The 22448-nt window shown below is 55.2% G+C and carries 19 protein-coding genes; 15 read left to right on the top strand and 4 right to left on the bottom strand.

Annotated elements, in window-relative coordinates; genetic code table 11:
• The first annotated feature begins 122 nt into the window (after window positions 1-122).
• The 10 genes from N7220_RS17690 (at window position 123) to N7220_RS17645 (ending at window position 10393) form a co-directional block, all read left to right on the top strand.
• Window positions 123-860, top strand: a complete 738-nt coding sequence (locus N7220_RS17690) for an SDR family oxidoreductase (RefSeq protein ID WP_283148845.1) — start codon at window positions 123-125, stop codon at window positions 858-860.
• A 121-nt stretch (window positions 861-981) separates the two neighbouring features.
• The gene (locus tag N7220_RS17685) at window positions 982-2088 is read left to right on the top strand and encodes an ABC transporter ATP-binding protein (RefSeq protein ID WP_283148844.1); all 1107 of its coding nucleotides are present in this window, start codon (window positions 982-984) and stop codon (window positions 2086-2088) included.
• Window positions 2085-3095: an aldo/keto reductase gene (locus N7220_RS17680; protein ID WP_283148843.1), complete on the top strand. Its 1011-nt coding sequence runs from the start codon at window positions 2085-2087 to the stop codon at window positions 3093-3095. The genes N7220_RS17685 and N7220_RS17680 overlap by 4 nt, the downstream gene beginning before the upstream one ends.
• A gap of 4 nt (window positions 3096-3099) precedes the next feature.
• Window positions 3100-3969 (top strand): amidohydrolase family protein, encoded by an 870-nt coding sequence (locus tag N7220_RS17675; RefSeq protein WP_283148842.1) that lies wholly within the window; start codon window positions 3100-3102, stop codon window positions 3967-3969.
• Window positions 3970-3989: 20 nt separating this feature from the next.
• Window positions 3990-5312, top strand: a complete 1323-nt coding sequence (locus N7220_RS17670) for an ABC transporter substrate-binding protein (RefSeq protein ID WP_283148841.1) — start codon at window positions 3990-3992, stop codon at window positions 5310-5312.
• Between the two features lie 527 nt (window positions 5313-5839).
• Window positions 5840-6742 (top strand): carbohydrate ABC transporter permease, encoded by a 903-nt coding sequence (locus tag N7220_RS17665; RefSeq protein ID WP_283148840.1) that lies wholly within the window; start codon window positions 5840-5842, stop codon window positions 6740-6742.
• Window position 6743: 1 nt separating this feature from the next.
• Window positions 6744-7709: a carbohydrate ABC transporter permease gene (locus tag N7220_RS17660; RefSeq protein ID WP_283148839.1), complete on the top strand. Its 966-nt coding sequence runs from the start codon at window positions 6744-6746 to the stop codon at window positions 7707-7709.
• A gap of 23 nt (window positions 7710-7732) precedes the next feature.
• On the top strand, window positions 7733-8062 hold the full coding sequence (locus tag N7220_RS17655; protein ID WP_283148838.1) for an L-rhamnose mutarotase: 330 nt from the start codon (window positions 7733-7735) through the stop codon (window positions 8060-8062).
• A gap of 327 nt (window positions 8063-8389) precedes the next feature.
• Window positions 8390-9493 carry a mandelate racemase/muconate lactonizing enzyme family protein gene (locus N7220_RS17650; RefSeq protein WP_283148837.1) on the top strand — a complete coding sequence of 368 codons (1104 nt, stop codon included), beginning with the start codon at window positions 8390-8392 and terminating at the stop codon, window positions 9491-9493.
• A 27-nt stretch (window positions 9494-9520) separates the two neighbouring features.
• Complete coding sequence (locus tag N7220_RS17645; RefSeq protein WP_283148836.1) at window positions 9521-10393, top strand: fumarylacetoacetate hydrolase family protein; 873 nt, start codon at window positions 9521-9523, stop codon at window positions 10391-10393.
• Window positions 10394-10619: 226 nt separating this feature from the next.
• Here N7220_RS17645 and N7220_RS17640 read toward each other — a convergent pair whose 3' ends face one another.
• The gene (locus N7220_RS17640; RefSeq protein WP_283148835.1) at window positions 10620-12092 is read right to left on the bottom strand and encodes a porin; all 1473 of its coding nucleotides are present in this window, start codon (window positions 12090-12092) and stop codon (window positions 10620-10622) included.
• A gap of 960 nt (window positions 12093-13052) precedes the next feature.
• Between N7220_RS17640 and N7220_RS17635 the strand changes: the two genes are divergently transcribed.
• A complete protein-coding gene (locus tag N7220_RS17635) occupies window positions 13053-14303 on the top strand; it encodes a porin (RefSeq protein WP_283148834.1) in 1251 nt (416 codons plus the stop codon).
• 67 nt (window positions 14304-14370) lie between these two features.
• Here N7220_RS17635 and N7220_RS17630 read toward each other — a convergent pair whose 3' ends face one another.
• The 3 genes from N7220_RS17630 to N7220_RS17620 form a co-directional block, all read right to left on the bottom strand.
• Window positions 14371-15060: a response regulator gene (locus tag N7220_RS17630; protein ID WP_283148833.1), complete on the bottom strand. Its 690-nt coding sequence runs from the start codon at window positions 15058-15060 to the stop codon at window positions 14371-14373.
• Window positions 15047-16663 carry an ATP-binding protein gene (locus N7220_RS17625; RefSeq protein ID WP_283148832.1) on the bottom strand — a complete coding sequence of 539 codons (1617 nt, stop codon included), beginning with the start codon at window positions 16661-16663 and terminating at the stop codon, window positions 15047-15049. The genes N7220_RS17630 and N7220_RS17625 overlap by 14 nt, the downstream gene beginning before the upstream one ends.
• A gap of 107 nt (window positions 16664-16770) precedes the next feature.
• Window positions 16771-18525, bottom strand: coding sequence for an NAD-dependent malic enzyme (locus N7220_RS17620; RefSeq protein WP_283148831.1), 1755 nt, complete (start codon window positions 18523-18525; stop codon window positions 16771-16773).
• 468 nt (window positions 18526-18993) lie between these two features.
• Between N7220_RS17620 and N7220_RS17615 the strand changes: the two genes are divergently transcribed.
• The 4 genes from N7220_RS17615 to citE all read left to right on the top strand — a co-directional run bounded on the left by N7220_RS17615 (window position 18994) and on the right by citE (window position 22446).
• Window positions 18994-19980 (top strand): AEC family transporter, encoded by a 987-nt coding sequence (locus N7220_RS17615; RefSeq protein WP_283148830.1) that lies wholly within the window; start codon window positions 18994-18996, stop codon window positions 19978-19980.
• A gap of 166 nt (window positions 19981-20146) precedes the next feature.
• Window positions 20147-21196, top strand: a complete 1050-nt coding sequence (gene citC, locus N7220_RS17610; RefSeq protein ID WP_283148829.1) for a [citrate (pro-3S)-lyase] ligase — start codon at window positions 20147-20149, stop codon at window positions 21194-21196.
• Between the two features lie 84 nt (window positions 21197-21280).
• Complete coding sequence (gene citD / locus N7220_RS17605; protein WP_283148828.1) at window positions 21281-21577, top strand: citrate lyase acyl carrier protein; 297 nt, start codon at window positions 21281-21283, stop codon at window positions 21575-21577.
• Window positions 21574-22446: a citrate (pro-3S)-lyase subunit beta gene (gene citE / locus N7220_RS17600; RefSeq protein WP_283148827.1), complete on the top strand. Its 873-nt coding sequence runs from the start codon at window positions 21574-21576 to the stop codon at window positions 22444-22446. Before citD ends, citE begins: the two co-directional genes overlap by 4 nt.
• The last annotated feature ends 2 nt before the right edge of the window (window positions 22447-22448 follow it).

Raw genomic sequence — 22448 nt, 5'->3', positions numbered from 1 at the left:
TGGTTACTTTTTCTTGGCGAAGCAAGAAAAAGTAACGTGTTCCCGGCCACCGCCGGGTATCAAACGCTTTTCATGGGTGCCGTAAGGCACTAACAAAACAAGCTTTTGAAGGATGAAACAGCATGTCCAACCGTCTTACCGGCAAAACCGCCTTCATCACCGCTGCAGGCCAAGGCATGGGCCGGGCCGCAGCGCTGGCTTTCGCCGCTGAAGGCGCCAAGGTGTGGGCGACAGACTTGAACGCCGATGCGCTGGCCACACTGGACCACGCCAACATCACCACCCGCGTGCTGGATGTCTGCAACAGCCTTGCCGTGAGCGAGATCGCAGTCGAAATCGGCACCATTGACGTGTTGTTCAACTGTGCCGGCTTCGTACACAACGGCTCGATTCTGGCGTGTAGCGAAGCGGACTGGGAATTCAGCATTAACTTGAACCTGACCAGCATGTTCCGGGTTACGCGGGCGTTTTTGCCCGCCATGCTGGAGAACGGCGGTGGTTCGATTATCAACATGGCATCGATGGCATCCAGCCTGAAAGGCTTTCCCAACCGCTTTGTCTACGGCACGACCAAAGCGGGTGTGATTGGTTTTACCAAGGCAGTCGCCGCCGATTTTGTGAAACAAGGCATCCGCAGCAATTGCATCTGCCCTGGCACGGTGGATACGCCTTCGCTGCGCAATCGCATCGCCAGCGCAGCAGACCCGGTGCAGGCCGAGAAAGACTTCATCGCCCGCCAACCCATGGGGCGACTGGCGACGGTGGACGATATCTCGCCGTTGCTGGTGTACCTGGCCAGCGACGAGTCACGTTTTGTTACCGGCACCGCAGTGTCGGTTGATGGCGGCGTAACGATTTAGAAGATAACCGTGCGGTTTGTGCCCTTGTGGTACCCCTTTTGGGGCATGCCCTGCATGCGAACGCGTTCAGCGGTCACGGTGCGCATCAATGCGCACCCTACAGCCAAGGATCACGAAGCAAATGGCATCAGTAACCCTTACGCAAGTGAAGAAAAGCTACGGCGATACGCACATCATCCACGGCGTGGATCTGGCCATTGCTGACGGCGAATTCGTGGTGCTGGTGGGGCCGTCGGGCTGCGGCAAGTCCACGCTGTTGCGCATGTTGGCGGGGCTGGAAGACATCACCGAAGGGCAGATTCGCATTGGCAACCGAGTGGTCAACAAACTGCCGCCGCGTGATCGCGATATCGCCATGGTGTTCCAGAACTACGCGCTTTATCCGCATATGACCGTGGGCGAAAACATGACCTTCGCGCTGCGTCTCAAGAAACAACCGGAAGACGAAATCAAGCGTCGGCTGGACCACGCCGCGCAGATGCTGGGGTTGTCGCACTTGCTGGAGCGCTTCCCTCGCGCTTTGTCCGGTGGCCAGCGTCAACGTGTTGCTATGGGCCGCGCCATCGTGCGCGATCCGCAGGTGTTTTTGTTCGATGAGCCGCTGTCTAATCTGGACGCCAAATTACGCGTGCAAATGCGCGCTGATATCAAGGCCCTGCATCAGCAACTGAAAACCACTTCTGTGTACGTGACTCACGACCAGATCGAAGCCATGACCATGGCTGATCGTATTGTCGTGCTGCACGATGGCTTGATCGAACAGGTGGGCACGCCGCTGGAGCTGTACGACAACCCGGCCAACAAGTTTGTCGCCGGTTTTATCGGCTCACCCGCCATGAATTTCTTGCCCGGCACTTTGCGCCACGACGGCCAGAGCAGTTGGGTGAATCTGGATGACGGCCAGACCATTCAGGTCGCCACCACGCAAGTTGGCGAAACCGGACAAACTGTCTGGCTAGGCTTGAGGCCAGAAGATTTACGCCTGAGTGTGCAGTCGGGCCTGAGCGCCAAGGTGCGTGTGGTAGAACCCACCGGCGCCGACACACATTTGATCATGCGCCTGGCCGAGACCGAAATCTGCGCCACGCTGCATGAGCGGATCAACGCACAACCCGGCGACGCACTGCTGCTGACTGCGGCGCCCGGCAAAATCTATTTGTTTGATCGACAAAGTGAAGCGCGCATTACCCTCGCCACCACCACCCAAACCGCTGAGGTGGCGCAATGAAGATCACCGACCAACGCGCGCTTGGCCGTAGCGCCCTGAAGGTGACTGCCCTTGGCTTGGGTGGTGCGCCGCTGGCAGGGCTGTATCGTGATGTGAGCGACGAAGAAGCGTTCGCCGCCATCAACGGCGCGTGGGATGCCGGTTTGCGTTACTTCGATACAGCGCCCTACTACGGTTATACGAAATCCGAACATCGTTTTGGCCAGATGCTGCGCCAGCGCCCGCGTGACCAGTTTGTGCTCTCAACCAAAGTCGGCCGTTTACTGAAGCCTGGCAAAGCGGTGAGTGACGAAAACGGCTGGGTGAATCCGCTGCCGTTCTTGCCCCATTACGATTATTCCTACAGCGGCGTGATGCGCTCGTTTGAAGACAGCCAGCAACGCCTGGGCATGGATCGCATCGACATTCTGCTGGTGCACGACATTGGCCGCGATACCCACGGTGACCAGCACGATCATTACTTCGCGCAACTGACTGCCGGTGGGGGTTTGCAGGCGCTGGATGAATTGCGCAGCGGCGGTCAGATTGCCGCAGTCGGGCTGGGCGTGAACGAGTGGCAAGTGGTGCACGACGTGATGCAGGTATTTGATCTGGATTGCTGCCTGCTGGCGGGCCGTTACACCTTGCTCGAACAACAAACGCTGTCGCCGTTTCTGGATGACTGTGTGGCGCGCGGCGTGGGGATCATCCTCGGTGGGCCATTCAACTCGGGCGTGCTCACCGGCAACCGCAAATACAACTACACCGATGCGCCTGCAGCTGTACTCGCTCGCGTCGATGCGCTGCAAAGCGTGTGCGATGAATATGCCGTGCCGCTGCCCGCTGCCGCGCTGCAGTTTCCGCTGGCCCACCCAGCGGTGGCGACTTGTATTCCCGGCGGCAAAACCCTGGCGCAATTGCAGCAGAACTGTGCCTGGTTTGAACAAGCCATTCCTGGCGAATTCTGGACCGTACTCAAAGCAAGTGGTTTGATCGCCGCCGCTGCGCCAGTGCCAGGGGGAGCGTAACGCCATGCGGATCGATGCCCACCAGCACTTTTGGGACTTGTCTTTACCGGGCTACGACTGGCCCACGCCAGATTTGGGCGCGATCTATCGCACCTTCCGCCCGATTGACCTGCAACCACTGCTGGCGGCCAACCATATCGACGGCACCGTGCTGATCCAGACCCGCGCTTCGGTCATCGAAAACCTGTATCTGACCGACCTGGCCCAGCGCTATGACTTTGTTAAAGGCGTGGTCGGCTGGATGGATCTGGCCGAACGCGATGCGCCCATCCGCATCGCTAAATGGGCAATGCAGCCGAAATTCAAAGGTGTACGGCCGATGCTGCAAAGCATGTCAGATGACACCTGGATTCTGCAGCCCAAGCTGGAACCGGCCATCCGCGCCATGATCAAGCACAACCTGGCGTTTGATGCGCTGATTTTGCCGCGCCACATCCCGCACATTCTCACGCTGGCTCGCCACTACCCACAGCTGCGCGTGGTGGTGGATCACGCGGCCAAACCGCAAATCCGCGACGGGCAGTTTCAACCTTGGGCCGATCTGATCGCCGGGCTGGCCGATCTGCCCAATGTGCACTGCAAGTTGTCCGGGCTGGCCACCGAAGCCGCGCCCGAATGGCATACCGAAACACTGCAACCTTATGTGAAGCATCTGCTGTCCACGTTTGGCCCTTCCAGGCTGATCTGGGGCAGCGATTGGCCGGTGTTGCGGCTGGCGGGCGATTACGCCAGCTGGTGCAGCACCACGGATGAGCTGCTCGCGCACCTGACGCCCTCAGAGCAAGCAGCCATTCTCGGCGAGAACGCCATCGCCTTTTACCGGTTGGATATTCCTGCAATGACACAAACGGAACGTCAACACACAGCTCCGTGATAACGACTCTGGAGGCCAAGATGAAGAACTATCGTTTCATGCCGTCGCTGACCCTTGTTTCGCTGGTGGCACTGGCATTTGCTTTACCGGCGCAAGCTGGCCCGTACGATGGCTACACATTGCGCGTCAAACTGATTGGCGGCGAGCAATACGAACCGCTATACACCCTGATTCCGGAATGGGAAAAGAAAACCGGCGCCAAGGTGCAGATTCTTTCCAGCAAAAGCCACTTTGAACTGGATCGCGAACTCAAACAGGATATTGCCTCGGGCAAGATCGATTACTGTTTGTATTCCAGCCACACCAACTTTGCCGCGCAATACACCAGCATCACGCGCGATCTGAAAGGCCTGGTGCCACCGGACTTCATCGCCAAATTCTCGCCACGGGTGATCCAGCAATCCACCATCAAGGGCAAGCTGCTGGAGATTCCGCGCCATTCGGATATCAGCGAGCTGTATTACAACAAGAAAGCCTATGACGATCCGGCCAACAAAGCCGCTTACAAGGCCAAGTTCGGCAAAGACCTCGCCCCGCCGCAAACCTGGGACGAAGTGGCTCAACAGGCCAAATTCTTTGCCAAACCGCCAGCGTTTTACGGCACCCAGTTTGCCGGTAAAGACGAAGCCATTACCGGGCGTTTCTACGAAATGCTGGTGGCCAATGGTGGCCAGTTGTTCGACAAAAACATGAAGCCCACTTTCAACAGCCCGGCTGGCGTGAAATCGCTGAACTGGTTTGTCGACATGTATAAATCCGGCGCCGTACCAAAGGGTTCACCCAACTATGTATGGGACGACCTGGGCAACGGTTTTGCCAGCGGCACCGTCGCGCTGGATCTGGACTGGGGCGGCTGGGCCAGCTTCTTTAACGACCCCAAGAGCAGCAAGATTGCTGGCGACGTCGGCATCGTTCGCGCACCTAAAGGCAGCAGCGGCAAACGCACCGGCTGGTCTGGCTCGCATTCGTTCTCTCTGACCAATTCTTGCGACAACCCGAAAGTGGCTGCGGACTTCCTGATGTTCCTGACCAGCCTTGACGCCCAGATGCTCGAAGCCCGCCGCGGCTTGATGCCAACCCGACTGGACGCGCAGCAAGCCGCTGCAGCCGAGTTCAAAGCCAAGAACGAAACCTATCTGCTGGATGTGTTCAACACGTTCTCGGCCGGCATGCGTGAAGACTCGTTCACTCCGCCGCTGATCCCGGAATGGATCGAAGCCTCTAACGTGATCTGGCCTGAATTGCAGAAAGCGATTGTGGGCGACAAGACCAGCAAGCAGGCGCTGGACGATGCAGCCAAGAAGGTTGAAGCGTTGATGGATGACGCCGGGTATTACAAGTGATTGAGTGAGTGGTGAAAGGTGAGGTGCGAGGAATAAATACCTCACGCCTTACCAATCCCGATGTTGTAGCCCGGATGGAGGCCGATTCTCGGCATAAACTTCGCTGGAATCCGGGGTTGCAATGCATCGACAGACCGCGTGCCTTGATTTTGGCAAGCATCGATTCCCGGATTCCCGCTAACGCTCCATCCGGGCTACGGAATTGAACATACCGATCGACCAGAGAACGCCGGATGCACGCAAAGAACACAGGCCAACAGACGGTTTGTTTTGGTTTTTGACTTCGGGCCCCCTTGCGGCAGCGGGGTCGCCTTTTCTTTGGTTACTTTCTTTTGGCGAAGCAAAAGAAAGTCACGTGCCCCCGGCCACCGCCGGGTATCAAACGCCTTTAAAACCCGTGCTGAAGGCACTCAAGCTTTTGAAGTAGAAGTTGAAGTTGAAGTTGAAGTTGAAACGGAAACAACCTTTGAACGCGTTCGCAGGCAAAGCCTGCAAACCCTACATATCGCCAGAAAACGAGCCACTCGATGATGTCATTGCGAAAACTACCTCCTGAAGCGCGCTTGCTGATCCCCTCGTTCCTGGTGATCGGCTTGGTGGTCGCCCTGCCACTGGTGTTCTCGCTCTATACCAGTTTCACCGCCTACCGCCTGGTGCGCCCGGAAACCATCTGGAACTTCATCTGGTTCAAGAACTACATCCGTCTGTTTGAATCCGTTGATTTCTGGTGGGCATTCGGGCGCACGGTATTGTTTCTGACGGTGGTGCTGAATCTGGAAATGCTGTTCGGGCTGGGCTTGGCGTTGCTCATCAACCAGGTCACGCGCGGGCAGCGTTTGCTGCGCACCATCATGATGTTTCCGATGATGTTCTCGCCGATCCTGGTGGGCTTTCAATTCAAGTTCATGTTCAACGACAACATCGGCATCGTGAATCACATTCTGCAGGATTGGTTCGGCATCACGCAGGCCATTGGCTGGCTGGTCGATGCCAAGCTGGCATTTTTCTCGCTGGCGGTGGCAGAAATCTGGAACTCCACGGCCGTGTTTGCGATTTTGCTGCTGGCCGGTTTGATGGCGATGCCGCAAGACCCGCTCGAAGCCGCCCGCGTGGATGGCTGCACGCCCATCCAGGCCTTCCGCCACGTGACCCTGCCGTTTCTGATGCCATTTGTGTATATCGCCATGACCATCCGCTCGCTAGATGTCGGGCGCGCGTTTGATATCGTCAAGATCATGACCAATGGCGGCCCGGCCGGGCGTACCGAGTTGATCTGGACCCTCTCCGCCCGCGCCGGTTATGAAGATGCGCGCATGGGTTACGCCAATGCGATGTCCTACGTGGCAGTGCTGTTATCGATCCTGTTTACCGTGCATTTTTTCCGCAAGCTCAACGCCTCGCGGCAGTACCTGAACGAAGTGGATGCCTGAAATGACCCAAATTGCGCACACCATGGAAAACCAGCATCCACTTGGCCGTAGCCTGAAAACAGCATCACCAGCTGGCCAGTTTGCGCCTTTGCAAGATGAAGGCGATCTGCCCGAACCCTGGTTCCCCGCTGCTTTGGCGTTGCGCTGGAGCGTGCGGATCGGCGTGTTCATCGCCATGTGCATGATCCTGCTGCCTGGGCTGTGGGTGATGCTGAACGCCTTTCGCACCAACGGCGCAATTCTGGCGCGGGACAGTTTGTTTCTGGCATCGAGCTACACGCTGGATAACTTTCGCAATATCTTCGGCCTGGGCGATGTAACGGAAATCCCGGTCAAAGCGTATTTCATGAACTCGGTGATTATCTCGGTGACCAGCACTGTCATCGCCATCATGATCGGGCTGGCCGGTGGTTACGCCTTTGCCCGCTACAAATTCCGCTACAAGAAATACCTGTTTGTCGGCCTGATGCTCAGCCGTGCCGTGCCGGGCATTGCGTTGTCATTGCCCGTGTTCATCATCTGGTCCTGGCTGGGGCTGATCGACACCAAAGTCGGTACGATTCTGGTGTACGTGGCCATGAACGTACCGTTCTCGGTTTGGCTGATTGATGGCTTCTTCCGCCAGATTCCGCGCGAACTGGCCGAAGCCGCCGAGATTGACGGTTGCACCCGCTGGCAAGCGTTCTGGCAGGTGGAGTTCCCCATGGCCAAATCCGGCATCGCCTCCGCTGCCATCTTTGCCTTTCTCACCTCCTGGAACGAATTCGCGCTGGCCTCGCAACTGACACGCACCACCGACACCAAAACCTTGCCGGTGGGGCTGATGGACTTCACCTCGCAATTCACCATCAACTGGGCGGGCATGTGCGCGCTGGCGGTGGTCATCATCATCCCCGCGTTGATCCTGACCTTTATCGTGCAAAAGCATCTGATCGCCGGGCTGACGTTTGGCGGGGTGAAGGGTTAGCGGCCAGCTTGAGGAACAAACCAATGCAACGCATGGGAATGGTGATTGGCATCAAGCCGGACAAGATTGCCGAATACAAACAGCTGCACGCTGAAGTCTGGCCCGAAATCATCGCCGGACTAACAGCCGCCAATGTGAAGAACTACAGCATCTTTTTGCGCGAGCCGGAGAATTTGCTGTTTGGTTATTGGGAATACCACGGGACGGATTTTGCTGCGGATATGCAGTCGATTGCGGATCAGGAAGTGACGCGGCGCTGGTGGGCCTTGTGCGCGCCGTGCCAGGTGCCTTTAGCCAGTCGAGCGGATGGGGAGCATTGGGCGATGGCGGAGATGGTGTTTCATATGGATTAGAGGTGTTGTGTTTCGGGTTGGTGGCGTTAGCAGTCGCGAATGAGTAACCAGCTGGGTTGATTTGAAAGGCATGAGTGCCTCCAGGGGAGGAAAAGCACGTCGTCTGTTGGTCACGTGGGCCTGTTTGGTGTTGCCGCTGTTGGTAGTTTGGTAGCCCGGATGAAGCGCAGCGAGAATCCGGGGTTGCAATACATCAATGAGCCTCCGGGATTAGCAAAGGCCAATATTGCCCCCCGGATTCCCGCTAACGCTTCATCCGGGCTACGAATTTCTTGAAATGCTTTTCACAAACGTGCCGTAGGCACTTAAAAAAACCGGATTGGAAAAATGCCCACTATCACCCAAATCCACCTCCACCAAGTCAACCTCCCCCCCAAAACCACCCGCAGTGACGCCATCCAGTCCTTCGTCACGCAGGAAACCCCCATCGTGCGCATCGTGTGCGATGACGGCAGCGAGGGCATTGGCTACAGCTATACGATAGGCACAGGTGGGTCATCGGTGATGGCGCTACTGAAAGATCACTTGGGCCCGCGGCTAATTGGCAAAAGCCCGGTAGAAATCGAATCCATATGGCGTGATCTGTTCTTTCATACTCACGCCACGGCGGTCGGCGCAATCACCAGTCTGGCACTGGCCGCTATCGATACCGCATTGTGGGATTGGCGCGCCAGACAAAGCAGCCTGCCGTTGTGGCGATTGCTGGGCGGAGCGAAGCCCAATATCCCGGTGTACACCACCGAAGGCGGCTGGTTGCAGTTGCCCACCGAGACGCTGGTTGAACAAACTGTTGCGGCCCAAGAAGCGGGCTTCAAGGGCGCCAAAGTCAAAGTCGGCAAACCGCATTTATCGGAAGACGTCGCCCGCCTCACCGCCATACGCGAAGCCGTTGGCGCGGCGTTTGAGTTGATGGTCGATGCCAACCAGGCGTTTCATTTATCCGAAGCTTTGCGCCGGGCCGACGCCCTCGCACCCATCGGCTTGGCCTGGCTGGAAGAACCTTTACCCGCTGACGATATTGCTGGCCACACCCGCTTGAATTCCCACAGCCGCATTCCCATTGCAGTGGGCGAATCGCTCTATAGCCCGGGCCAGTTTGCCGACTATGTGCGCCACGATGCATGTTCCATCATTCAGGTCGATGTTGCCCGCGTGGGCGGCATTACACCCTGGCTGAAAGTCGCGCATATGGCCGAATGCCACAACATCGCCGTTTGCCCGCATTTCTTGATGGAACTGCATGTGAGCCTGTGTTGTGCCGTGCCTAATGCCACCTGGCTGGAATACATTCCGCAACTGGAAGACCTGACCACCTCAGCCATCGCTATCGAGCAAGGCCACGCACTGCCGCCCGAAGATGCAGGATTAGGTATCCGCTGGGATTGGACCGCCATTGAAGCGCGCAGCGTGGCCCACTTCGTCATCAAATAATCCGCCAACCTGAACAGAGAAGCCCTCATGAAATTGCTGCGTTACGGCCCAATCGGCCAGGAAAAACCCGCCGCACTGGATGCGCGAGGTGTTATTCGCGATCTATCCATGCTGTTGCCCGATCTCACCGGCAAGCAACTGGACGCCGTCACCTTGAACGCGCTGACGGCGATTGACTTGACGCGTTTGCCGTCAGTCCCGGCGGACGTGCGCATCGGTTGCCCGGTGAACGGTGTTGGCAAGATTATTTGCGTAGGCTTGAACTACGCCGACCACGCCCGCGAATCGGGGTTGGAACCGCCGCCAGAACCAGTGCTGTTTATGAAGCCGTCCAGTTCCATCATCGGCCCCAACGACAACGTGGTAATTCCACGCGGCTCAGTCAAAACCGATTGGGAAGTGGAACTGGGCGTGGTCATTGGCAGCACCGCCAGCTACGTCGAAGAAGCCGACGCGCTGAACTACGTTGCCGGATACGTGGTGATCAACGATGTATCTGAACGCGAATTTCAGCTGGAACGCGCTGGTCAGTGGGATAAAGGCAAGGGTTGCGACACCTTTTCGCCCATCGGCCCGTGGCTGGTGACGCGAGATGAGATTTCCGATCCGCATGTATTGCCGTTGTGGCTAGAGGTCAATGGCAAACGCGTGCAAAACAGCAGCACCAACCAGTTCATCTTTGGCATTCCCAAACTGGTGTCGTACATCAGCCAGTTCATGACGCTCTATCCCGGCGACGTCATTAGCACCGGCACGCCGCCCGGCGTAGGTCTGGGGCAAAAGCCCGAGCCGTGGTATCTCAAACCGGGCGACAGCATGCGCCTTGGAATTGACGGCCTGGGCGTGCAGCAGCAGCTTTGCCAGGCTTGGGCACGCTCTAGCCAAGTGTTCTTGGGTTAGCCTGGAATAGTCCAGCAATCTGGCAGCAGCGACTGTCTGGACAGATACAGCAGACGCAAGTGGGCGCCAGCTGGCATTGGCAACCTGGAAACGCTGAAAAGAAAAATGAAGAGAAGAAGCCCTGATAAATCAGGGCTTCTATTGATATTGATATTGATAACGGATGCCGGCCTTAACCAACTATTCCTGTTCCAGTGCTCTGCGAACACCGAATGCCAAGGCAGGTCTAGAACTTGTAACGAGCACCGGTTGCCACTTCTACAGTGCCTTTATATGCCTGCCCGGTTCCGTACAACATGCCGTTGCCCTGTGCATCGCCCAGAACCCAATCGCCCGTGGTGGTGAAGTAATCCGCCGCCACATAGAGATCAAACTGTTTGTCGGCGTGGTACATGATTGAGCCATAAACGGCGTTCTTGCCACCATCGGCCGTCGCAGTCACCCCTTCGGTATTACCGTACGGGTTAATGACCTTACCAGCTGCATTCAGGCCGGAATGCGTGCCACGGGTTTGCTGGTAGCCCAGTGCATATTCTGTCGGGCCAAAAGTGTAAGTACCCGAAATTGTCCAGGCGTTATCAGAACGCGTCCCGGCACTATTGTTATCACCTTGCTGCGCGGTGTAGTGAAGGTAACCAGCGTTTACGCGGAAACGACCATAGGCAATATTGCCCCCGACCAGTTCGGATTGATGAATCAATTCGTTGATATTGGCCCGATCATAGGAGACGTTGGCGTTGACAACGGCATCGCCCAGTTGCAATTTGTTATATGCAATGGAGGCGGCCTGACCAGTACCCTTGGTAAAATCGCCCGGTGTTGAACCACCGTTTCCAACATCCCCGCTGCCGCCGGAACCGCCCGAACCAAAGGTATAACCCAGGCCCGCAACAATATGATCACCAAAGCGCTTTTTCCATTCAATGGCGCTATTCGAACGCGTACCGTCTGGTCCGCCGGAATAGAAAATCAATTGTTTGAAATTATTGACGTTACTATAGCCGCCTTCTTTCAGCGTCGTGCTGGCTGAGCCATATGGATCGCCCCAGTTCTGGGTAAAGTCGCGGGTCAAAGTATTTTGCCGACCCAATGTGATCTTACCCAGACTATCGCTATACACCCCCATCCACGCGTCGCGATTAAACAGCACGTTCTCCGTATCCATATTACCGGTTGGGAGTTCGAATTCGGTTTCAAGTTTGGAGATGACTTTCAAATCCGGCATGCCCAGACTTTCGCCAAAACCCAAAGCGTGACTGGCATCAAAGCCCAGCCGGTTACCACTGAACCACGCCGTTTGATACCCCGTTGCGTTGCCACCTGATTCAGTCTGGTGATTGGCATAGCTCAGCGTACCTTCAACCAATCCATAAATACGCAGACTGGAGGTGCCATTGTTGTAAAGCATCAGTGCGGAATCATCGGACTTGATCTTTACCCCTTCCTGGTCGGTTGTCAGGGCTAACGAAGGCTTGTCCTGGCTTCTCTGGGAAACAGCCGGAGCAGCTTGCTGCTGTGACTGAATGGTGGCATCCAGTTTCTTTTCCAGCGCGTCCAGTTTGGCCTGCTGATCAGCCGACTGTTTCTTTTGCGCGGCAATTTCAGCTTTCAAATCGGAAATCTGATCGGCAAAAGCTGGTGCCGAAGCATAAAAACAGCCAAGCATCGTTATATAGAACAATTTTCTCTTGAACAGCATCTCTCAACTCCCCAAATTATGTTTCACCACGCCGGATCAATAATCTGACCAAGAATGCAGTTACAGCTGATCACGGGTCTCCCAGTTTTTTTCGCGATAAAAACTTCAACCTCACCTGCTATCCGGACGCAGGAATTTGATAAATCTCTAATGACAGCCATTACTTGAAACGGAGTTATCTTTCCTTCAATTGGACATGGCTTTAATAAGTCAATGCCATTCACAATTCATAAATATTTAATTCATTTGCAAATGTAAATGTATCGAAGTAAATCATTTTTAATTTGATGGAAGTCAATTGCCGATTGAGGTTTTTATGGCGTTAATTTAATTAATTAACTTAAAAGAAAATCAACAGCAAACGGCTTTGCTTGATAAACCGATCTGAAGACGACATACCCCCGGCCCCGCGCCGATTCACGCAACGCTCGCCGTCACGTCAATCCCGTTATCACTGACCGGTTGAATCCATCACTATTAATTTCCGGGAGGCACCGTACAAGCCGTCGCATGTCTTTATCGAACCAGGATCACAAATAGCGCAGGTACCTGACGGCGGCGTTATACGCCATCCGATTGGTTGCTTTATCGCGTGCAGGTACTGGTTTACTCAGGGCTGTGGTGTGCCAAGCGGGTGGTTACGTGCAATGACTGGCAAATTCATGCAATAACGCCTCAGTCAACCCACCCTGCCTGTGGATTACCAATAAAACCAAAAACAACATTTAGTTCTTAAAAACCACATAAGTCTTTTGATCTAAATCACGCCTCTAAAAGCCGCAACAGTTAAAACTCACAATACAAAACAGGTACATAAGCTGTTTTTCAAAAAGAACAACATCCAGCATTCCCCAACTACATATAAATTTAAAAGAAAGAACTGGCCCTATTGATATGCACATTTCAATAAAGCCAGCCCATCAAGCGTGATTCAATCTTACGCGCGCGCGACCAAGTGGCATGCAGCGTTACGCATTGATTCACGCACTGCAGATACTGGAGCATCTGTTTTTACAAACAAATCAGAGAGTCGAGATGAAAAAAGACAAAGCTGTAATGGCTGCCACATTGGCAGTTGCGTTTCTTGCGCCATGTGTAATGGCAGACGTCACCATTTATGGTTCCCTGCGTGAAGATGTTGAATATGATCACTTTGGGGATATTGGTCATTCCCTGCCGACTGGAACTGTAAGTGGCGAAGCGCGTCTGGTCGATTCATCCTCGCGCATTGGCTTTCGCGGCACAGATAAATGGGATAATGGCTGGAGCACCGTCTGGCAAATCGAAAATGGCATCGGGGCCGCTGCCAATCCCGCTCCTGCCTCAACCAACGGCAGCAACCCAAAACAAATGGGTGGCGGGGTTTGGGGTAATCGCAATAGCTTCATCGGATTCAGTAGCCCGGAATTCGGCACCTTTCGCGCTGGTAACTACGACAGTGCCTACAAAAATGCGCTGACCATTTCCAAATTGACACCAATGTTCGACGATTTGCTCGATTCAATCGACTTCAAAGGCAGCCACGGTACGTTCAGTCAATTATCAACGCGCCTGAATGACAGCTTGTCCTGGGATTCCGCAGTATGGAGTGGCTTCCAGGTTCGCGCTGATACGGGTCTGGACGGCACACCGGATTCCAAAGGCCATGCTCCAATCTACGATGTGTCAGGGCTATATAACAATGGCGGCTTCAACGCTTCGCTGGCCTACCAATACGCCAAAAACCGGACCTTCCAGCAGGTCAGCGGTATTTCCACCGCGGACAATAACGGCAGCAACACCACCGGTGGTGCCAACGTTGCAGGGTATCAGTTAGCTGCAAGTTACAAGTTCGGGTTCGGTCTGGGTTTGGGTGCGGGTTGGGAACATATCTCCAACAATACCCCAACGGGTGACAGCAGCTGGAATAACTACGTGTTCAGCGGCGACTACTGGTTCAATCCGAAACTTCAGGTTCGTGGTCTGTACAGCCGCTCCAATAGCGTGCTGGGTATTTCCGGCCTGACCGGGCAACAAGGCTCATTGAGTGCAGTGTATTCACTGAGCAAACGAACCCGTTGGTATACCTCGATTGTTGGCCTGAAAAATGGCGGCGACATATCCAAAATCAGTGCTGACAACTATACCTTCCAGAATAACTCCAAATCGATTACCGCCAAAAACGACCAAACGTCTTACACTGCTTTAACCGGTGTCCGTACTGATTTCTAAAACTGAATCAAAACGCCACACTGGCCCTTTGAGGAATGAAAAAAACCGGGTAATTACCCGGTTTTTTTCATGTACTGCCATCGCGCTTTCGATATATCCGCTCTGGCCGACCTACATGACCATACGATATTTCTGCCCGCAACAAACGGCTCTCAACACAAAACTCAAGATAACGCCGCGCGGTGGTTTTGCTGATACCCAAGGCCTGGGCTATACTTTCCGTGGTGTATACGTCATCCGGGGATACAAAAACCTGTTTGATCCGCTCCAGCGTTAATGCTTCGATACCCTTGGTATGTTTGTCTCCGCGAAAATCCTTCGATTGCAGATTGTAGAGCTCGTCGACATGGTTCTGGCTGATCGGCGCATTGGTTTTTTGCGAATCAAAAAACCGCACAAAGCGTTCCAGTGACATTTGCAGCCGGTCATAAGACACCGGTTTGATCAGGTAATCAAAAGCGCCATAGCGGATAGCCTTGCTGCAGCTTTCCATATCGCTGGCCGCCGTGATGAAGATGATCCGGGTCGAAAAATCCCCGGCGACCAGGTCTTCCAGCAGTTCTATCCCCCTGCCATCGGGCAGATAGTTATCCAGCAACAACAGGTGCGGTTTGAGCACATGCACCAGCTTGCGTGCATCGGCCAGGTTGTGGGCCTGGTTCACAGCCCGAAAGCGCGAATTCTTGCGTACAAAATCGGCATGGATATCGGCCAACCGCTCTTCGTCTTCGACGATCAATGCATCAATGTTCTGCATGGCCAGGCCTTTTCTTGGGCACGAAGACGGAGAAAATCGTGCCATATGGAATGTTGTCTTCAATGGTAATCATGCCCGCCGCCTGCTTCACATAGCTATTAACCAGGTACAAGCCAATGCCATGCTCCGACCCGGCATGACTGCTTACTCCACGTTCAAACACATGGTCACGCAACGCTGGCGCAATGCCGCAACCGAAGTCGGCCACCTCGATAATCAATTCTTCACCCATATCGGAGATATACAGCACGATTTTTTTTTCGGGGTGATCCGCTGCAATCGTCGCATCGAAGGCGTTATCCAGCAAATTGCCGATGATGGACATCCACTCCACATCGTCCAGTGCATCGGGCAAGGTTTCGAGCGCACAACCCGATTCGAACCCGAGCGATAACCCCAGTTCGCGTGCGCGATAATATTTGCCAATCAGCAAGCCACAAACGCGGTAATTGCCAAAGGTTCGGGAAATATAGTCGAGCACCTGCTGCTGTACCTCAGAGTGCGCCTGCGCCAGTTTCAGAGCCTCGTCATAGGCTTTGATGTGCAGCAGCCCGGCCAGGGTGGACACCCAGTTCACATGCTCATGGCGGACTACCCGCAAATTATCAGCGTACCGCTTTACCTCACTTAATTGCAGGCTGAGCGTGCTGATATCGTCCTTGCGCCGAAAGCTGATCACCCATCCGCGCACCTGTTTGTCGACACGAATGGCAACGCGGCTTGCGATCACCTGCAGGCTGTTGAACAGACAAATCTCGTCTTTCTGATCTGCATCGTTTGGACCGACCTGCAGAAACGGGCAGTTCAGCACCAGTTCATCAAGCGAAATATTGACCAGTTCCTCGGACGACTGCGGCAGCTCCAGCATTTCACGTGCGGCCCGGTTAACAGCCGTGATGCGGCGCTGCGCGTCAATGGAGAGCACGCCTTCATAAATGGATTCAAACACTGCTTCACGCTGGCGCACCATCTGCGCGATCTCCAGCGGCTCCAGCCCAAACATCTGCCGTTTGATACTTTGCGCAAAGACCCATGCACAGCAAAACAGCGCCAATAATATCCCGCCGAGCAGGGCCAGCAAGGGCATGAATTGCGAACGGTTCCAGTTTTCGATGTGCGACTGGAAATACCCCACCGAAACCACGCCGATAATTTTGCCGTGCGCATCACGAATGGGCGCCTTGCCGCGCCATGACATCCCGTGCATACCCAGTTTGAGCGAGATGGTGCTTTTGCCTTGATGCAGCACTTCGTCATTATCGCCGCCTTGCATGGGGCTACCCAACGCGACGTCTGGCTCGGTATGCATCAGATGCAGCGCATGTTCATCGCCGATCACGATGTAACTGGCGTCAGACTCCGCCTTGAGCGGCATGATCAAATCATGCAGGGCGCCGGTATCGCGTCGGGCAACCGCAGACGCAACGCCAGGCAGGCCGGCGATCTGCTGCGCCTGCACCCGCGCCCGGATGCCGATCTGTTCATACAGACTGGCCTGCATCCGGCTATAGACGTACTGCCCGATCACCAGCGAGACAACGAAAGAAACCGTAAACAGCAGCAGAAAAGCGCGTGTCTGGAACGAGACTGAACGGGCAATCACAAGATATCTACCAAAAACCGGTTTCAAGATCTACCCGCCCAGATGTCGCTATTGATCCGCAAATTGGCCGGAGGTTGCCCTCTGGCCCCAGGCGGAGCGAGCGCCAGTCAAGCTGCGCTGCGTTCCGGCAAGGTTCCGGCCGGGATTAACGCCGGATAACGCGGGGCCCAGATTTTGGCCCGGATCAATGGCTCGATTTCATCAATAGCCACCCGGTCTTGCAACAAACCCTCGTGGTACGCCTGCAAACCCACCGCCAACGCTATTGTATAAGAGACGTGGCGCAGCATACTGACTGGCGGCAACAGGTTGGCGGAGGGGTTGCTGCGTGCGGGCGAAATTGAGGCCAGCGCTTTGGCGGCAGCCATAAACAGGCTATCGGGCAAACTCGGTATCTTGAGCGCAATCGCCGCGAGACCAAGACCAGGGAAAATATACGAGTTATTGGTCTGGTCAATCTTGAACATCTGGCCGTTGCGTTCCACAGCAGGGAACGGGCTGCCCGTGCCGAGAATGGCGCGGCCGTCGGTCCAGCGCAGCAGGTCAGCCGGAGTGGCTTCGCAACTACTGGTGGGATTGGACAGCGGAAAAATCACCGGTCTGGCGCAATGTTGGGCCATTTCCCGCACGATGGCCTCGGAAAACGCCCCCGCCTGCCCTGACACACCGATCAATACCGTCGGCCTGGCATTTTTCATCACTTCCATCAGCCCGGCGGTGCCGTCACTGTTCAGCTGCCAGCCTGCAATGGCAGCGCCAGGTTGCACGAAACGACGCTGGAACGGTTCCAGCGTAGTCGTATCGACCTTGCCCTCGACCATCAAGCCATGGCGGTCGACCAGATAGAACCGGCTGGACGCTTCTTCAGCGGATAGTCCTGCTTCGACCATCGCCCGATGGATCAGCGCGGAGATGCCACACCCGGCCGAACCCGCCCCCAGTACGGCGACACGCTGCTGGGTCAACGGCGTACCGGTGACGTTGATGGCCGATAGCAACGTCCCTGTCGCGACAGCGGCGGTGCCTTGTACATCGTCATTGAAGGTACACAGCCGGTCGCGATAGCGTTCCAGCAAACGGCTGGCATTGTGCTTGGCAAAGTCTTCCCACTGCAGCAGGACATGCGGCCAGCGTTCTGTCACTGCCTCGACAAATGCTTCGATGAAGTCGTCATACTCCTGCCCCCGTATGCGCTGATGCCGCCAGCCCACATACAGCGGGTCGCTCAGGCAATCTTTATTGTCGGTGCCCACGTCGAGCGTAATCGGCAGCGTTGTGGCCGGATGCAGCCCGCCGCAGCCCGAGTAGAGCGCCAGTTTGCCAATGGGAATCCCCATGCCGCCCGCGCCCTGGTCACCCAGCCCCAGAATGCGTTCGCCATCGGTCACGACAATGACTTCAACTTTGTCAAAGCGTGGATGAGCCAGAATGCCCCGGATCAGATGCTTGTGCGGATAGCTCAGAAACAGCCCACGCGGGCGGCGATACAAGTGGCTGAACTGGCGGCAACCGGCGCCCACCGTGGGCGTATAAATCAGCGGCAGCAGTTCTTCAATATGCTGGGTCAGCAAGGCATAAAACAACGTTTCATTACTGTCTTGCAGTTCGCGCAGCATGACATAACGGTCCAGGTCAGTGGACAAGGCGCGTAGCGCGTCATGCCGCCGCATGACCTGTTCCTCCAGTGTTTGTACCGAAGGCGGCAGCAAGCCATGCAACTGGAAGGTGTCACGCTCTTCCAGGGTGAAGGCCGTGCCCTTATTCAGTAACGGGTCAGTCAACACGTTTACACCGGTCCCGCCATGGGGGGCGCATGCCCGGACTAATGCAGGTTTGCCGGATTGGGTTTTGTTCTGGGCCATATAGCTCTCCAGCTGACAATTCGAGATGAGATGGGTGGGTCTTGCTGCCGCCGGTCTCCGCCAATGTTGCGGATCACCACTGGTGCTGACACATCGTGGGGCTGCAGCCTGATGTACATGCCGCCCATGCTTCGCTGGTTCTCCTGACCATATCTGCGGCCCTGCCAATATCCATGCCGGACATGCTGGATTGGCTTTGTATTTATTGCCGGTTTTGGGGCTGCATTCTTTTCCTTGTTGGCAAAAATTCAAAGCCATTCAATCTTTAAAATCTTTTAATTCATAAAAACCACGAATAAGTCCAACACAAATCAAATAAAGTTTAATGACGCAATTAAATTCATAAAAACCACTGTGGAAATTTGATAAATATCAGGCACATTGCCCGGCAAAATCCTGATATTCAAGTCACGCAAAGACTTGCAAAACCCATATCCCATACATTGTCCATGCGTGGAGGAGTCCATAATGAACTACAAGATCGCACTACAGATTTTCAATTCGATGGCGCCCGTTTTCCTGCTCATTTATCTGGGCTGGCTGGCGGTACAAAAAGGCATCGTTGACAAATCAGCCAAGAAAGTTTGTTCAACCCTGGTATCGGATTTCGTGTTTCCGGCACTCTTGTTCGAAAACACCTACAAAGCCAAACCCTCCGAGGTTTTCGACCTGACCTGGATGCTGGCTTTTTGCCTGGCCATGTGCTCGATGTGGGTAGTGGCGTACCTGATCAACAAAGTAGTGCTGCGTAAGGATATCCGTCAAAGCGCCATGCAGGCCATGCTCAGCAGCTTCCCGAATATGGGCGGCATGGGCATTCCGTTCCTGGCCTTGTTGATTGGTGCCAGTTCAGCCATTTCTGTAGCCGTTGGCAACGTCATCGTTGCGGTTACCGTGATCCCTGCCACTTTGTTCCTGCTGGAACTGGGCAGTGCATTGGCGGGCGAGACCGATAAAAGCGTGAGTGGCTGGCAAATTTTCACCCACGCCGTGATCAAGTCATTGAAGAAGCCCATGGTGATGGCTGTGATCCTTGGCCTGGTCTGCAGCACCACGGGCATCAGCGCTTACCTGCCCAAGTTTGTCATTTCCAGCCTGGAAATCACCGCCAAGTCCTGCAATTTTGTTTCCCTGTTTGCCGTTGGTGTAGCTATTCACGGCACCAAGCTGGCATTCAACAAAGGTTTGTCGGTCAACCTTGCGCTCAAGTGCCTGCTTAACCCGGCCATTGTCTGGGCGCTGGTCATGATGTTTGGCCTGACCGGCCAGCATGCTGAAGAGATGATCTTTTTACTTGCCATGCCTACCGCTACGACGGCGACCATTCTGGCGTATCAATGGAGCGTGCAGGAAGAAGAAGCGTCCAGTCTGTATATGGCATCAACCGCATTGTCAATTATTACATTGCCGATTTTACTGATTCTGATGCGTAGCTATATACCCGGCGTCATTTAAAAAAAGCTCCATCTGTCAGGCAATTAATTGCTATCGCAAAAATCGCAAAATTACCCAAGCAACGATGCGATAAAACAATGTCCATAAAATATATGCGGTGAAAATCAGGGCAAATAACAACCAACCGGTTGTTGCCCTGATTCAATCGCTTCTATGGTAACAAGCCATGTCTGGCGAATTTGATTTTTATACAGTATTTCCTGCTGGCAATAGCTTAGAAGCCGCCGAGATCCGGAGTTTTCTGGCCAGTTGCCAGCTGGAAATAGATAGCGATATCGACATCTTTGTCGTTGCCCGCCAGGCGCAGCGGCTGGTTGCCTGTGCCGGGCTATCCACCAATGTCATCAAATGCGTGGCCATCAGCCCGGACTGGCGTGGCGAATCACTCAGCCTGCAACTGGTTAGCGAAATCGTGCAGCTGGCGGCCGAGCGCAACCAGTTTCATCTATTCCTCTACGCCCGCCCCTGCAACGTTCCGTTTTTTAGCGCCTGCGGGTTTTATCCGCTAGTTGAAGTACCCGACACCATCGTGCTAATGGAAAACAGCCCGGTCGCCATTCAGCGTTATTGCCAGGGCTTGCAGCAACAACGCCAGCCGGGAGCCAAAACTGGCTGCATTGTGATGAATGCCAACCCGTTCACGCTAGGGCACAAGGCGCTGGCTCAGCAAGCCGCACAAGCCTGCGACTGGTTACATGTGTTTGTCGTACGCGAAGACGCCTCGCTGTTTCGTTATGCCGACCGCTTCAACCTGGTGGCAGAAGGGTTGCGCGGCATCAGCAATCTCACCGTGCATCATGGCTCGGATTACATGATCTCCCGTGCAACCTTTCCCGGCTATTTCCTCAAGGACCAAGGCATTATCGATCGCTGCCATACCGCCATCGATCTGCTGTTGTTCCGGGACTATATCGCCCCCGCACTGAACATCACCCACCGCTTTGTCGGCACCGAGCCCTTCTGCCAGGTCACCCGCAAATACAACGAAGACATGAAGTACTGGCTGCAGCATGCCCCTACGGCTAGCGCCCCGGTGGAGGTAGTCGAAGTCCCCCGCGTACTCAAGGCAGGCTCGCCGATTTCTGCTTCTGCAGTACGCCAGTTGCTGGAAGCCGGCAATTTTGAGCGCATCAGAACGCTGGTCCCGGACGCAACGCTGCATTTCCTGCAGCAGGAATACACCGGTCAATTGTGCCAACTGGACCATTACAGCTAACGGATAACAAACGGGTGATGGTGCCCCTGACACCGCTCCCGTTTTATCACCATTTGCCATTTATTCAGGATATGGAAACGCATCATGAAAATCATCAAGCAAGCCATTGCCGGAACGCTGGAATCCAGCGACCTGCTGGTAAAGGTTGCCCCAGCTGCCAACGATGATCTGGAAATCGTTCTGCACAGCGAAGTCATCAAGCAGTTTGGCGCGCAAATCCGCCAGGTGATCGATCAGACCCTGGCGCAACTGGGCGTAACAACCGGCAGTTTCATTATTGAGGACAAAGGCGCGCTGGATTGCGTCATCCGCGCCCGGCTGCAGGCGGCCGTGCTACGAGCCTGCGACTGTGAAAATCTGAATTGGGAGCAACTGTCATGAAATTGCGTCGCAGCATGCTGTTTTTACCGGGCGCCAATGCCGCCATGCTTTCCACCGCGTACATCTACCGGCCGGATTCCATCATGTTTGATCTGGAAGACGCCGTTTCCCTGCGCGAAAAAGACGCCGCGCGGCTGCTGGTGTTTCATGCCCTGCAAAACCCGATGTACGAGGACATTGAAACTGTGGTGCGCATCAACCCGCTGAACACCCCTTTCGGCCTCAAGGATCTGGAAGCGGCGGTGCGCGGCGGGGTCGATGTGGTCCGTCTACCCAAGACCGATAGCGCGAACGATGTCCGGGAACTGGAAACCCAGGTGGCACGCATCGAGGCCGAGTGTGGACGCGAGATTGGCAGCACGCAGCTCATGGCCGCGATCGAATCGGCCAGCGGCGTGGTCAACGCACTGAGCATTGCCACGTCCTCCCCTCGCCTGATCGGCATCGCCCTGGCCGGGTTTGACTATGTGATCGACATGCAGACCGAACGGGGTGACGGCACCGAGCTGTTCTACGCCCGTTGCGCCGTGCTGCATGCCGCGCGCGCCGCCGGGATTGACGCATTCGACGTGGTGTATTCCGACATCAATGACGAAGCAGGCTTTCTCAAGGAAGTAGACCTGATCCGCCGTTTGGGTTTCAACGGCAAATCATTGATTAATCCGCGGCAGATTGAATTGCTGCACAACGCCTACGCCCCCACCGAAGAAGACGCCAGCTACGCCCGGCGCGTGATTGCTGCGGCAGAGGCGGCAGAAGCCAACGGGCTGGGCGTGATTGCACTGAACGGCAAGATGATTGACGCCCCGATCGTCAACCATGCCCGTCGCACGCTGCAAATGGTCGCCGCCTCCGGCACCCGCAAATAACG

The organism is Silvimonas soli, assembly GCF_030035605.1.
In the GTDB taxonomy this organism is placed as follows: Bacteria; Pseudomonadota; Gammaproteobacteria; order Burkholderiales; family Chitinibacteraceae; genus Silvimonas; species Silvimonas soli.
The sequence above is the reverse complement of the archived record's forward strand: the minus strand, read 5'-3'. Positions and strand labels throughout refer to the sequence as shown.

Coding starts and splice junctions, on each gene's coding strand:
- N7220_RS17690 (WP_283148845.1), top strand. CDS start 123: ATGTCCAACCGTCTTACCGGCAAAACCGCCTTCATCACCGCTGCAGGC.
- N7220_RS17685 (WP_283148844.1), top strand. CDS start 982: ATGGCATCAGTAACCCTTACGCAAGTGAAGAAAAGCTACGGCGATACG.
- N7220_RS17680 (WP_283148843.1), top strand. CDS start 2,085: ATGAAGATCACCGACCAACGCGCGCTTGGCCGTAGCGCCCTGAAGGTG.
- N7220_RS17675 (WP_283148842.1), top strand. CDS start 3,100: ATGCGGATCGATGCCCACCAGCACTTTTGGGACTTGTCTTTACCGGGC.
- N7220_RS17670 (WP_283148841.1), top strand. CDS start 3,990: ATGAAGAACTATCGTTTCATGCCGTCGCTGACCCTTGTTTCGCTGGTG.
- N7220_RS17665 (WP_283148840.1), top strand. CDS start 5,840: ATGATGTCATTGCGAAAACTACCTCCTGAAGCGCGCTTGCTGATCCCC.
- N7220_RS17660 (WP_283148839.1), top strand. CDS start 6,744: ATGACCCAAATTGCGCACACCATGGAAAACCAGCATCCACTTGGCCGT.
- N7220_RS17655 (WP_283148838.1), top strand. CDS start 7,733: ATGCAACGCATGGGAATGGTGATTGGCATCAAGCCGGACAAGATTGCC.
- N7220_RS17650 (WP_283148837.1), top strand. CDS start 8,390: ATGCCCACTATCACCCAAATCCACCTCCACCAAGTCAACCTCCCCCCC.
- N7220_RS17645 (WP_283148836.1), top strand. CDS start 9,521: ATGAAATTGCTGCGTTACGGCCCAATCGGCCAGGAAAAACCCGCCGCA.
- N7220_RS17640 (WP_283148835.1), bottom strand. CDS start 12,092: ATGCTGTTCAAGAGAAAATTGTTCTATATAACGATGCTTGGCTGTTTT.
- N7220_RS17635 (WP_283148834.1), top strand. CDS start 13,053: ATGCAGCGTTACGCATTGATTCACGCACTGCAGATACTGGAGCATCTG.
- N7220_RS17630 (WP_283148833.1), bottom strand. CDS start 15,060: ATGCAGAACATTGATGCATTGATCGTCGAAGACGAAGAGCGGTTGGCC.
- N7220_RS17620 (WP_283148831.1), bottom strand. CDS start 18,525: ATGGCCCAGAACAAAACCCAATCCGGCAAACCTGCATTAGTCCGGGCA.
- N7220_RS17615 (WP_283148830.1), top strand. CDS start 18,994: ATGAACTACAAGATCGCACTACAGATTTTCAATTCGATGGCGCCCGTT.
- citC (WP_283148829.1), top strand. CDS start 20,147: ATGTCTGGCGAATTTGATTTTTATACAGTATTTCCTGCTGGCAATAGC.
- citD (WP_283148828.1), top strand. CDS start 21,281: ATGAAAATCATCAAGCAAGCCATTGCCGGAACGCTGGAATCCAGCGAC.
- citE (WP_283148827.1), top strand. CDS start 21,574: ATGAAATTGCGTCGCAGCATGCTGTTTTTACCGGGCGCCAATGCCGCC.